Here is a 12551-nt window from a genome sequence, read left to right as displayed (position 1 = left end):
ATGCCTGAATTATCAATGTCAATTCGCCGCAACCTTGTCATGTGGACCGTCCTAAGCCTGGTCCTGACGGTGCCCGTATCAGTCGGGGCGCAGGACTGTCCCCCGCCCGAGAGCATCACGATCACAGGCGTCAGCGTCGACCGCACGACCGTGATCGGCGGCGTGGACCAGTTCAAGGTAAAGACCACGTTTTCGGCGCCCGTCCCACGCGGATGCACCGTGAGAAATCGCGTCGAAGTCACGCCCCTCAGCGCCATCGACTCAGCGGGAGGTGAAAATCTCTTCTCGAATGGCACGGGTGAGGCCTCTGAGGTCCTGACCCGAATCAGCAGCGGTGTCGACCAGGCGACGCCGGTAACCATAGCCGCCCAGACCATCGCCATGTCAGGCAATGTCAGATATGGCACCGTCCACACCACGTCAATTACGCTGACGCCAGCCCGTCTCAACGCCTTCAGCCTCAGCAGCGACCGTCTGGCGCACAATGGATCGATATCCGGTCGGGTAGAGATCGGAGACGGCAGCGGCATATTTTACGGCGAGGTTACCGTCAACCTGACGGCCAGCCCGGCTGGCCTGATCAACCTGCCGTCGACCATTAAGGTGGGCGAACAGCGCACCGAAGTTTCACCCGGCCGGTTTACCGAGTTTGTCAGCACCTTCGCCGTAACCCCCAGGACGCGCGTGCTGCAACCGACGCCGGTGACCATCACCGCGACTCGCGCGGGCCGCAGCCTCAGCCAGACCGTCGTGCTTCAACCGTTGTCGACAAACCTGCTGCCGAAACCGACGCCCAAGCCGATCGCACCGACCAAACCTGTCAAAAAGCCTGGCTTCTGAGCCATCTCCTCACGTTTCTTGCTCCTCGCAGTTTCGTCGTGCCGCGTGGCGAGCGTTGGCCTACCGGGCACGTGCTCCAAACTTGTGGGGAACAGTGCTCCTGTCCCCGAATTTTGTCTTTATGATTGAGTTGAGCCCCATCAGTACGATCGCGCACCCTGAGGGTCAAATCTGTTTTTCAACGCTACTGGCGAGTCGGCGCTCGTCCTGAACCGGACCCGCAGCGGGGTCGATGAGGTCACACCCGTGACCATAACCGCCCAGGCCATTGCGGGTGGGGTCGTTTATCGCGTACATGGCTACACCAGATGCGATTTGCGAAACACAATGACTAAGAAATCCACGGGACAGACCCTGCACCCTTTCGTCACACCGCTCACCTTGGCCGGCGCCCTGCCCTTCCTCGGCTGCTCTTTAGCAGCCTGGCGTCTGTTGCAGCTTCCTTTCGATCCTGCCTATGCAGCCGTGGTTTACGCTGCAGTTATTCTGTCATTCCTGGGTGGCATTCAGTGGAGCTTCTTTCTGACCGAACCAGCGCCTAAAGCCTGGATCATCATCATCAGCAATCTGCTGGCTCTGCAAGGATGGGGTGTGGTTCTGCTCTTCACCGCCAGCCCGTCGGGCGCTTGTATTGTCCTGGCACTTGGCCTCTGCATCGCTCTTTGGGTGGACGGCAACTTATGCAGGCAGGGTTTTCTCCCCGAAAACTTCTACAGACTGCGCCAGTTGACCACCGCCCTGGTAGTTCCTTGCCTACTCGCGACAGCATCGGCGCAGCACTTTGTTATAGCCGCGCACCTGTCGTAGACAGAGTGCTTGTCGATGAGAGCGGGACTCCTTTTCCCAAGGCTGAATTGACACGTAGCCGCAGCCGCGTGCCCGCCTGTCAGACGCGTGAAAAGCCTGCGCATCGCACATCAGCGCCTGGCAATTGGCAAGTCACGCGTCTCACGAACCGTTCCCGCGCAAAGCCTCGACCACCAACCCGCGCAACCCTATACGGGCTTTGGCCTTGACGCCAAACATCGCCGTCCCCGTTAGCTTGCGCTGCACGAACAGAGTATCGGCCGGCGGCACGTGCCATGTAGACCGGTCCAGGGCAATCTTGCTGCCCTGGGCTTTAATCACCGGCACGAAGGTGCGATCGGCAAAATCGACTGTGGCACGACCGAAATGTCGTATCATCACATCCATCATGGTTTTTATCTCGCCGGCATATCTCAGGTTTACGCCCTCGGTCATCATTCCGATGTCCACCAGTGCCGCACGCACGGCCTCGCGATCCTCGTTAAGACCCGCCTGCATCAACTTGCGATACGCCAGGACCGTCTGGTCAGGCACAGGACGTGTGGCGCCAAAATCCAATAACACAATCTGCCCGGTCTTTCGTACCCACTTGTAATTGGCGAAATTCGGATCGGTCTGCATGACGCCCAGCGCGAACAGTTCTTTCAAGCACAACTCGAACAACCGCGTCGCCGTCTGGTCACGCATAGCCTGGCTTTCATTGACAACCGTCTCCAGATCCTCCCCTTCCATGAAATCCATAGCCAGGATATTGGGTCGGGTCAGCGGCTCATAAGCGGCAGGGACCAGGTATTGCGGCGAACCAGCAAGCTCAGCCCTGTAACTCTCCATGAAGTCCGCCTCGCGCAGATAATCCGTCTCCTGATGTAACTGCACGCGCGCCTTTTCAATCAAGCTATCCAATCCCTTCAGGCTATTCGCCAACCCGGCGGCCTTCAACAGCCCCGATATATTTGCCACATCCGCGTCGATACTCGTCTTCACGTTCGGGAACTGTATTTTGACCGCGAGGACTTGCCCGGACTTCAAAACAGCCTTGTGCACCTGACCAATTGAAGCGGCCGCAATGGGCGCAGGGCTGAAAGCGTGAAAAGCGTCGCGCCACCCGGCACCCCACCCCGCCCGCAGCACACTGTCGACCTGATGGTTCGGCATTGTGTGCGCCGCCTGCTGCAACTGCGCCAATGCCTGGCTAAACTCCGGCGGCAGCAAATCACCATTGTCCATCGACAGGATTTGACCAACCTTCATCGCCGCGCCACGCATCCTGGCAAGATGCTCAGCGACCTGCAACCCGGTCGATCCACTGAAAATCAGCGCGCCGAGGTCAGGCTTGCGGCCGCGTGCCAGTTGCTTCGCACCTTCGACGACAACACTGCCGACACCCGCAGCGGCCAGCCCTCCCAGAGCGAGCAGTCGCTTAGCTGGGCTGGTGGGCACGGTCGTGCGCTTGAACATTTTGCTAGCCGTCTTGTTGTGTCTTCACCAATACGCATCCGCGCCGACACCAGTTCAAATATCCAAACCTTTTCACCGCGTCATCTTGTCACTCATCTTCGCGCGGCGTGACTTCGTATCCGGTCAGCTTGTGCAAACAAGGACGCAAAAAAATTACCTCGCCCTGCGAGTCACCCAAGAGCGCAATTCGAGAAAGCGGGCGCCACGTTTCGGAAAAATTGCGCGACAAAACAAAAACGTAGAGCAGGATTTTGATTCCATCAAAACGCATCCCGCTCAGATGAGAGAGCTTTATTATGAACGGAGTCCACACGCCGAAGCGTCTCACGGTAAGCCTTGAGACAGCAGCCTTACTGCCGGGCATCGCCCCGCAGGGCCGCGTCTCGCTCGGTAGTCTGGCCTCAGCTGCTCTCAAAGGTGGCGCCAACGGCGTCATGCTTCACATAACGGAAGATCGTGGGTTGGTCACCGAAACGGATCTGCGCGACTGTGCCCTGGCCTGCCACCTCGTCGAAGCCGCGTTTAATCTTCGCATGACCCCCGCAACCGACTCGGTAGCCCTGGCTCTGGATCACCGTCCTAATGCCGTATACCTGGGCGCCGAAACCCGTGTTCGAGCCATGGTTGGCGCCGGTCTCTCGCTCAAATTCAACGTTAACCACATCCATCGGGTGATATCCAGCCTGGGCGGAGCTGGCATTCGAACTGTCATCTGCGTCGAACCAAACCTCGACACTATTGAGGCGGCGCTAAGGGCTGGCTTCGAAGCCATCGAGCTCGATACCCTGTCTCTCTGTGAGGCGATCGACAGCACCGACCTCGACCGTCTCGAAGTCGAGCTCGGTCGTATAACATCTCTTGCCCGTTACGCTTCACGCCACGGTGTCGAGGTCCAACTTGGCGGCGGGCTGAACGCACACTCCCTATCCATCCTAGCTCGCCTTTCGGTTGTGCGCCAAATCAATCTTGGCCGAGCCACCGTTGCTGATGCCCTGATCGACGGCATGGCCTGCGTTGTGGCGCAAGCCATGACAACCGTCCAGGCTGCCGGCCGCGACCAAGATTCTTACGAAGCGAGGCGTCGCCGGCTTGTTTACCGCGCCACCTATCGTGGATTCAGGGAAATGGATATGATCCTGTCGAGCTTTTTTAGAGGCGAAGAGGCAGCTCTTGACGACCCCGCCCTGCTGATAGCCGAACGTGTCCTGGACCTGCCAGACCACGGATTGTACGACCTGATCCGTAACGATCTCAAACCGGACCGGGGCCTGAACGTCTCCATCATCAAACAGCTCCGCGCCCACTATCGCCGAGGTATTCAATGTCCGACCCATATAGAAATCCACGCCCAATAAACGAAGACGCTTGGGATTAGCATTTTTTCGGCTCAGGCGCCGCCGCACTTGAGGCCCCGATGGCTCCTGGCAACAGCCCAGCCGCGCCAGAAACGTTTTTTAGCGCGTTTGCCAACCCGAAATGAGTCAAGGTCATTGAGGGTTGGTACAGCAAGCCAGCCCGCGGCTCGGCAAATCGGATACTGGCGCTCCTGGCTGGCATCCCCGTGTGAGACACAAAACATGACCTACAAAAACCTTGACGCAGCTACCATCGACGAAATTATCGACATGGCGCTCAGCGACCATATTGGCTTCGAAACTATCAAACATAACCACGGCCTGTCAGCCGATCAGGTTAAGGCATTGATGCGGGAAAACCTTCGCACAAGTCGCTACAGGGCTTTGCGCAAACGCGTACGCAGAATGACCGCCAATCGCGCAAGCTACAAATAGCGGTCTCATGGCCAGCTAAAATGTTCGTAACGTCGTCAAGGTCCTTGGTCGTCAATCCAGATCCAGCATCAGCTGTGCGCCCGTAACCTCATTCAGCCTGGCTCCTTGCGACCTCCCGCCGCGCGCCGGCGCGGTCATCGGCAGGCCAGCCCTACGACTTCCGTGCTTTGCCGCAATCTGGTTCGACACCGTCTTATGAGCGCTGTTGTCTCGCAGGCCGTACAGCGTGTCACGCGCAGCCTTGGCTGCCAGCGCATGATCGACAATCGGACGGGGATAAGCGAGCCCTTTGGCCCCGTCCCACTGCCATGGTTCATGGATGAAACTGCCCGGCACCGGACCAAGTTCCGGCACATAGCGCCGCACGAAGTCGCCTGTTGGATCCTGATCATACCCCTGTTTGACCGGATTGTAGACGCGCACAGTGTTAATCCCAGTCGTACCCGACTGCATCTGCACCTGTGGCCAGTGGATCCCGGGCTCGTAGTCGACGAACAAACGCGCCAGGTGCAGACCGCTGGCCCGCCACGGTAACCACAAATGATAACTGGCGAACGATATCAACATCGCTCGCATCCGGAAATTAATCCACCCGTGATGGTCAAGCGCGCGCATGCAGGCATCAACGAACGGATACCCCGTCTGCCCATGCTTCCACGCCGCCAGAACCCGATCGTCGGCAAGTTCAGGACGCAGGCCATCATAGGCCGGATGCAGATTTTCAAACTCGAGCCTCGGCTCGTCTTCCAGCTTTTGCATAAAGTGGCAATGCCAGTGCAAACGCCCGGCAAAGGAAATCATCGACGCGCGCCATGCCTTCGCCTGAGCCCGATCCGCGGCATTTAAATCCCGCATCCGCCCCCGGGTCGCCTGGGTCACCTCACGAAGGGAAAGCGTTCCCCAGGTGAGGTGCGGGGAAACGCGCGAACTGGCTTCGAACGCCGTCACTGGACTCGACATCTGGTAGCGATAATCGCGTCCGCGTTCGTTTAGAAAACTTTCGAGAGACGCACGCCCTGCCTGTCGACCACCCGGCTGACGACCTGGACACGGATCAGGCTCCAGACCAAGTTCTGCCGCAGTGGGAATATAACCGGGCCACGCGCGCGCCAACCCAGGCAGAGACTTCGGCGCCAACGTGACTGTCTCGGCCATGTCGCGGTCCCACGCTTTCGCCCAGCCGTCTCTCGATTTCAGGCGCCGCTGGACACCAAACTGCCTGAACTCACGCCACGGCACCGCTTCACTCTTCGCCCAGGACGAAACGGCGATATCTCGCGCATAGGTCCAGCCATTGCCCGTTTCTTCGTGGCTCCACAGCCCGGCAATACCTTGCCGTGCATGAATTTTCCGGAATATCTCGACGGCATCGCCCCTCAACACGCAAAGGGACTGACCCAACGCCCCCAAAGCTGCCTGAAGTTCGCGCAGGCTTTCCGCCGCGAATGCCCATTGTCGCGCCGACGCATCCGCCTGCGCCCAAAAGGCCGGCTCTACGATATACAGCGGCAGAACCGGGCCCGCCGCCGCCGCCGCCGCCAGCGCACGATGATCATGGATGCGCAGATCCCGCTTGAACCAGACGACGTGCAGAAGGCCGCTCACGTGAGGTCAAGCTCCTCAAGCAGCGCCGGGATCGCCGCCTTGAAAGCAAAAAAGCCCTTAGTCGCCCGGGGCCAGAACAGCGTATCCCATTGACGGCGGAGCGGGATTAAGCGGATACCCTCGTGAGCCAACTCCGACCCAAGAAGCGCTAGGGCGTCCGCCACGGGTCCGACGGGAGCATAGGGCGTAATCACCTGTTGCGTGCCGTCCCTTTGTGCCGCCGCGATAACCTCGCTGACCCCCATGGCATCGATTGTCTCGACGGGACACTGAAAATGCGCGCTGGCCCTTTGCGCCGCGTCAGCCGCCGCCGCCTTCACAAATTGTCGGGCCTTGTCACCCCAAAGCAACGCCGCGCTTGAGGCGACAACCACAGATGTGATCGCGGCGCCCTTCGGGACGCAGGTTTCGGCCAGAAAATCCTCAGGGGTAATCAGCAGCGTCGACGCCTGCTTTGCATCAAATACACCCATTTCGGGTAAGGGGCGCACCGGCACGGTTGTTGTCTCATTCAGCGCCCTGGCCTCACGCGCAAGCCCAACCGGCGCGAACCGACCCCGGGTGTACCGCGCGATATTGTCCCGAGTGGCCAGATACGTCTTCCCTGCCGTTTGCAGCCCGGCGACCCATCGCCACGACAACGTATTGCTGGCCGCATCCGCGTCGATCAGGTGGCGCAGGAAGAAGTCTGCCCCGAGGCTCCACGGCAGCCCCAGCGTAAAAATCCAGATCGAGGCGAACCACATCCGCGCATGATTGTGCAGATACCCCGTCTCCTGAAGTTCCAAGGCCCAGTCATCAAACCCCGCGATGCCGGTACGACCTTGCTCGGCGTCCCCTATCGCCTTGATGTCGTGAAAGCTCTCCCGGCTGTGCGCCCGTTCTGCTAAAAAGCGCGTCCACGCGTCCGGGTGCAGTTCCAGCCACCCCTTCCAATAGGTTCGCCAGAGAATCTCCTGCACAAACTTGTCAGCCTCGCGCAGGCTGTGCTGCGCCAGGACTGCGGCAACAATTTCATCCTCGCTGATCAGGCGATACCGCACATAGGCCGACAGGCGAGAAACCGCTGTCGGCTGCCTGGGACCGGCATCGATGTTCCGATCCCGGGCATAGGGCTCCCCAGCCTTGGCGACAAAATCGGCCAACCTTCGTATGCCGGCGTCGCGCGATGCCGGAAAGTCAACGTCCATCCTCAGCGCCCATCCCTTCGAAAAAAACTCATACGCGTTCAGATGGAGACGATACCCAGGCTGACCGCGTTCCACCAAAGTAATTGCCTCATCGATGATGGCTAACGCCGGCAGGCCTCACATGGTGCCATGACAGCGCCTGAGCGCAAAGACCGTGATCTCTTCGATTATCAACGAGGTAAGGACTACGATGGACTCGCTTAAACGGATTGAGTTTGCCCCAACCGATTAGGACAAACTGACCTGGCCTCCGGCAAAACCGGGGGAGCAGTGCGCAACCTGAGAAAAAGTGGTCAGAGACATTTCTGCCCCTTCACGACAGCGACTTGTCGGTGAAACGTCAGAAAATTACCACGTGCAGACGTTCTGCAAGCCCGGCACCTTCTCCACGCCTGCCCTATATCAACCCGCCCAGCGGCGACGAGGGATCGGCGTACAGCTTACGCTGCATCCGGCCGGCCAGGTAGGCCTCGCGTCCGGCAATGACGGCGTGCTTCATGGCCCGCGCCATACGAATAGGGTCCTTGGCCTCGGCAATCGCCGTATTCATCAGCACCGCGTCGCAGCCCAGTTCCATGGCCACGGCCGCATCCGAAGCTGTACCGACGCCGGCATCGACCAGGACCGGCACCTTGGCGTTCTCGATGATGATTCGCAGCGTCACCGGGTTCTGCACCCCCAGCCCCGAGCCTATCGGCGCGGCCAGCGGCATGATGGCCACCGCCCCCGCTTCTTCCAGCTTACGGGCATATACCGGGTCGTCTGAGCAATAGACCATGACCTGGAACCCCTCCTTGACCAGCAGTTTCAGCGACCGCAGGGTCTCTTCCATGTCCGGATACAGTGTCTTCGGGTCCGACAGCACCTCCAGCTTGACCAGATCCCAGCCACCGGCCTCGCGCGCCAGGCGCAGGGTCCGCACGGCATCCTCGCCGGTATAGCAGCCGGCCGTATTGGGCAGGTAGGTGAAGCGGTCAGGCCGGACAAAGTCCATCAGCATCGGCTGGCTGGGGTCGGAGATATTGACCCGGCGAACGGCCACCGTGACGATCTCGGCGCCGGAGGCCTCGGCCGCCGCGGCATTCTGGGCATAGTCCTTGTACTTGCCTGTGCCGACGATCAGGCGCGAGTTGAAGGTGCGCCCCGCAACGGTCCAGGTCTCAGCCCCCGCTTCGCTTTGACTCACTGCCCTGTCCGCCATCAGTTACCACCACCTACAAAATGCACGATTTCCAGCCGATCGCCGTCTACGAGCTCGGTCGCCAGATAGGTCGAACGCGGAACGATTTCGAGATTGCGCTCGACAGCGACCTTGCGTCCGTCCAGCCCGATCTCGTCAATCAGCGCCGCCAGATTGCCCGCCGTAACCTCACGCGTTTCGCCATTCAACAGAATTTTCACCATTTTTGCGCCATTTTTGTGCAAATGCGTAACCATCCGCGTGTCTTGCGCTTGTGAGCCGGAAATCTCCGCGCTACAAGACGCGCTTTCGCCAACTGCCCTCAAGCAGGTTCATGTCTAAACCCATATATGTCCTCAATGGCCCCAATCTCAACCTCCTTGGGGTCCGCGAGCCGGAAATTTATGGCTACGATACCCTGGCCGATATCGAATCGCGCTGCCGCGCCCGTCTCTCGGGCACGGGCACCGATCTTGTTTTTCGCCAGTCCAACCACGAAGGCGAACTGATCGACTGGATCCACGAAGCCCGTGAGTCCGGCTGCGCCCTCATTATCAATCCGGCCGGCTACGGACACACCTCCGTTGCCCTGCTTGACGCGCTCAAGGCGCTGGCGATCCCGGTGATCGAGTGCCATCTCTCAAACCCCCAGACCCGCGAACCCTTCCGCCATCACTCTTATGTGTCATTGGCTGCAAAAGGGATTATTGCAGGATTTGGTCCCATTGGTTATGAACTGGCCGTCCAGGCCGTTCTCGCCATGCTCAAAGCCTGATTCCGTAACGCTCAGGCCCCAATCAAGGTTCCTACATGACGACCGCAAAACCCTCCGTTGACCCGATCGATCCCAAGCTGGTCCGCAAGCTCGCCGACATCCTGAAGGAGACCGAGTTGACGGAGATCGAGGTCGAACAGGGCGATCTCAAGATTCGCGTGGCGCGGCAGCTAACCGCCGCCCCGGTGGTTAATTATGCCATGGCGCCCCAGGCCTACGCATCGCCTGCACCGATCGCGGCACCCGCCGTCGAAGCCGCGCCCGCCGCGCCCACAGCTGCGGCCCCCAAGGACGCAATCACCTCGCCCATGGTCGGCACGGTCTATCTGTCGGCTCAGCCCGGCGCCGCCGCCTTCATCAAGGTCGGCGACAAGGTCAAGCAAGGCCAGACCCTGCTGATCATCGAAGCCATGAAGACGATGAACCCAATCCCGTCGCCGCGCGAAGGCGTGGTCGCCCAGATCCTGGTCAACGATGCGCAGCCGGTTGAATACGGCGCGCCGCTGGTCGTGTTCGAGTAAGCCGATCATGAAAACCTTCGACAAGATCCTGATCGCCAACCGCGGCGAGATCGCGTTGCGCGTCATCCGCGCCGCCAAGGAGATGGGCATCGCCACAGTGGCCGTCCATTCCGAGGCCGACCGCAACGCCATGCACGTCCACCTGGCCGATGAATCGGTCTGTATCGGGCCAGCAGCGGCGTTCAAGTCGTATCTCAACATCCCGTCGATCATCGCTGCTGCCGAAATCACCGGCGCCCAGGCGATCCACCCTGGCTACGGCTTCCTGTCGGAAAACGCCAAGTTCGCCGATATCGTCAGCGCTCACGGCATGACCTTTATTGGCCCCAAGGCCGATCATATCCGCATGATGGGCGACAAGATCACAGCGAAACAGGCTGCCAGGGATTCGGGTATCCCCGTCGTCCCGGGCTCGGACGGCGGCGTTGCCACCGTCGAGGAAGCCATGGCAGCCGCCGAAACCATCGGCTTCCCCGTCCTGATCAAGGCCGCCTCCGGCGGCGGTGGCCGCGGCATGAAGGTCGCCAAGGACCGCGATTCGCTGGCCGAGGCCGTTATGTCGGCCCAGTCGGAAGCCGCAGCCGCGTTTGGCGACGGCACGGTCTATATGGAGCGCTACCTTCAGAAACCGCGCCACATCGAGATCCAGATCATAGCCGACAGCCAGGGCAATGTCTGCCACCTGGGCGAGCGTGACTGTTCCCTGCAGCGCCGCCACCAGAAGGTGCTGGAAGAAGCGCCCTCACCCGTCATCGACAAGGCCGCCCGCGACAAGATCGGCATGGTCTGCGTCGAGGCGATTCGGAAGATCGGCTATCTCGGCGTCGGGACGATCGAGTTCCTGTACGAGGATGGCGAGTTCTTCTTCATCGAGATGAACACCCGCCTTCAGGTCGAGCACCCGGTTACCGAATACGTCACCGACCTCGACCTGGTGCGTGAGCAGATCCGCATCGCCGAAGGCTATCCTTTGTCGTTCCAGCAAAGCGATATCGACCTGACCACCCACGCCATCGAAGTCCGTATCAACGCCGAGAACGCCCGCACCTTCGTGCCGTCGCCCGGTACGGTGACGGATTTCCACGCCCCCGGTGGTCTGGGCGTGCGCATGGATTCGGCGATCTATAACGGCTATGCCATCCCGCCCTATTACGACAGCCTCGTCGGTAAGCTGATCGTCCACGGCCGCGATCGTCCCGAAGCCCTGGCGCGACTCAAGCGCGCGTTGCAGGAAACCGTCGTCAGCGGCATCGACACGACCATTCCGCTGTTCCTCGACCTGCTGAACGAAAAGGACATCCAAACGGGGGATTACAATATCCACTGGCTGGAAAAGTGGATCAAGGCGCAAGAAGCTCACTAAGCGCCCCGGCGGGCAGGGTGCCCAAGCGCAATCCGAAAAGTGGCCCCTACTTTTCGGTTAAACTGCGCAACCAGGAAACACAAGCGTTGACCTTGGACAACGCACCCTGCACCCGTTACTCATCAGAGCGCAGGGCCAACCGTCTCGAAACTTTATCACGACGACGCAACAATGCCTCCAGCCCTATGGAGGTAATCATGACCCTGTCCCTGCAAGACATTTCCAAGACTATGCGTGATATTGATCTGTGCATGCTGACGTCCAAAACCGTCACCGGCGAGCTCTCATCCCGCCCGATGAGCAATAACCGCAAGGTCGACTGGAACGGCGATAACTGGTTCTTCGCCGATGGCATATCATCGGCCGCACAGGAAATCGCCGCCAATCCCAAAGTTAACCTCGCCTATTCGCGCGAAGCGGGACTGCTGTCCAAGCCCTTTTTCGTGTCGGTCACCGGCCATGCCGAACTGGTCAATGACCGCGCCGAAATGGAAAAGCACTGGGTGAAGGATAGCGAGGCCTGGTTCAAGGACGGGCTCGACACGCCCGGCCTGGTGATGATCCACGTTAAGGCCGACCGGGTCAATTACTGGGACGGCATGGATCAAGGTGAACTGAGGCTATAATACCAGGCAACATAAAGAGTGACACACACCTAGCGTCAAGCATCTTTATACCTCCCCACGCTCTTCGTGTGGGGCGGGGAACCGTTCGAGGCCATAGCGTAGCGAAGGCCGAAGAAGGGTGGTGGGGCGACTTACTTTCTACCGTCCGCTTCTATCTGAAACTCGGCAAGTCGCCCCACCACCATTGCGCGCCGCTTCACTGCGTTTCGCTCTGCTTATGGTCCCCCTCCCCACGCGAAGAGCGCGGGGAGGTATAGTGCGCGGCAACGCAGAAATGGCCGGATGCAACTGGGAGCCGTAAGAGGGTCAAGGCCATCGAGGGGCAACATAACTTGCATCTCGCAATCGTCAAGCTTTCGAAAAACAAGCACGCCAACCTCTTGCATTTCGCAAGTC

Annotated in this window: 13 protein-coding genes; 8 read left to right on the top strand and 5 right to left on the bottom strand. The window is 59.8% G+C overall.

What is annotated here, in order from left to right; genetic code table 11:
• Both ABAC402_RS29775 and ABAC402_RS39220 read left to right on the top strand, forming a co-directional pair.
• Positions 1-840, top strand: a complete 840-nt coding sequence (locus ABAC402_RS29775) for a hypothetical protein (protein ID WP_155847363.1) — start codon at positions 1-3, stop codon at positions 838-840.
• 327 nt (positions 841-1167) lie between these two features.
• Positions 1168-1647 carry a DUF3429 domain-containing protein gene (locus ABAC402_RS39220; protein ID WP_023449406.1) on the top strand — a complete coding sequence of 160 codons (480 nt, stop codon included), beginning with the start codon at positions 1168-1170 and terminating at the stop codon, positions 1645-1647.
• 141 nt (positions 1648-1788) lie between these two features.
• On the opposite strand, the gene ABAC402_RS29765 is transcribed toward ABAC402_RS39220, so the two are convergent.
• Positions 1789-3105: an AarF/ABC1/UbiB kinase family protein gene (locus tag ABAC402_RS29765; RefSeq protein ID WP_023449405.1), complete on the bottom strand. Its 1317-nt coding sequence runs from the start codon at positions 3103-3105 to the stop codon at positions 1789-1791.
• 296 nt (positions 3106-3401) lie between these two features.
• Here ABAC402_RS29765 and ABAC402_RS29755 point away from each other — a divergent pair, with 296 nt between their 5' ends.
• Positions 3402-4460: a pyridoxine 5'-phosphate synthase gene (locus ABAC402_RS29755; protein WP_023449403.1), complete on the top strand. Its 1059-nt coding sequence runs from the start codon at positions 3402-3404 to the stop codon at positions 4458-4460.
• Between the two features lie 222 nt (positions 4461-4682).
• Positions 4683-4895 carry a DUF2805 domain-containing protein gene (locus ABAC402_RS29750; RefSeq protein ID WP_023449402.1) on the top strand — a complete coding sequence of 71 codons (213 nt, stop codon included), beginning with the start codon at positions 4683-4685 and terminating at the stop codon, positions 4893-4895.
• Between the two features lie 51 nt (positions 4896-4946).
• Here the strand turns inward: ABAC402_RS29750 and ABAC402_RS29745 are convergent, their stop codons facing one another.
• The 4 genes from ABAC402_RS29745 to thiS all read right to left on the bottom strand — a co-directional run bounded on the left by ABAC402_RS29745 (position 4947) and on the right by thiS (position 9091).
• A complete protein-coding gene (locus tag ABAC402_RS29745) occupies positions 4947-6500 on the bottom strand; it encodes an FAD-binding domain-containing protein (protein ID WP_023449401.1) in 1554 nt (517 codons plus the stop codon).
• On the bottom strand, positions 6497-7690 hold the full coding sequence (locus ABAC402_RS29740) for an FAD-binding domain-containing protein (RefSeq protein WP_023449400.1): 1194 nt from the start codon (positions 7688-7690) through the stop codon (positions 6497-6499). Before ABAC402_RS29740 ends, ABAC402_RS29745 begins: the two co-directional genes overlap by 4 nt.
• Positions 7691-8087: 397 nt before the next feature.
• A complete protein-coding gene (locus ABAC402_RS29735) occupies positions 8088-8891 on the bottom strand; it encodes a thiazole synthase (protein ID WP_023449399.1) in 804 nt (267 codons plus the stop codon).
• Entirely contained in the window at positions 8891-9091 is a 201-nt protein-coding gene (gene thiS / locus ABAC402_RS29730; protein ID WP_200862129.1) for a sulfur carrier protein ThiS, read from the bottom strand. Before thiS ends, ABAC402_RS29735 begins: the two co-directional genes overlap by 1 nt.
• Before the next feature lie 113 nt (positions 9092-9204).
• On the opposite strand from thiS, the gene aroQ reads away from it, so the two are divergent.
• The 4 genes from aroQ to ABAC402_RS29710 all read left to right on the top strand — a co-directional run bounded on the left by aroQ (position 9205) and on the right by ABAC402_RS29710 (position 12155).
• Entirely contained in the window at positions 9205-9645 is a 441-nt protein-coding gene (gene aroQ / locus ABAC402_RS29725) for a type II 3-dehydroquinate dehydratase (RefSeq protein ID WP_023449397.1), read from the top strand.
• 35 nt (positions 9646-9680) lie between these two features.
• Positions 9681-10166, top strand: coding sequence for an acetyl-CoA carboxylase biotin carboxyl carrier protein (gene accB, locus ABAC402_RS29720; protein ID WP_023449396.1), 486 nt, complete (start codon positions 9681-9683; stop codon positions 10164-10166).
• A gap of 7 nt (positions 10167-10173) precedes the next feature.
• Positions 10174-11529: an acetyl-CoA carboxylase biotin carboxylase subunit gene (gene accC / locus ABAC402_RS29715; RefSeq protein ID WP_023449395.1), complete on the top strand. Its 1356-nt coding sequence runs from the start codon at positions 10174-10176 to the stop codon at positions 11527-11529.
• A 197-nt stretch (positions 11530-11726) separates the two neighbouring features.
• Positions 11727-12155 carry a pyridoxamine 5'-phosphate oxidase family protein gene (locus ABAC402_RS29710; protein ID WP_031235534.1) on the top strand — a complete coding sequence of 143 codons (429 nt, stop codon included), beginning with the start codon at positions 11727-11729 and terminating at the stop codon, positions 12153-12155.
• Positions 12156-12551: the final 396 nt, after the last annotated feature.

It is taken from the genome of Asticcacaulis sp. AC402 (assembly GCF_000495835.1).
In the GTDB taxonomy this organism is placed as follows: domain Bacteria; phylum Pseudomonadota; class Alphaproteobacteria; order Caulobacterales; family Caulobacteraceae; genus Asticcacaulis.
Note: the sequence above shows the minus strand (reverse complement) of the source record. Positions and strands in the feature narration are given on the sequence as shown.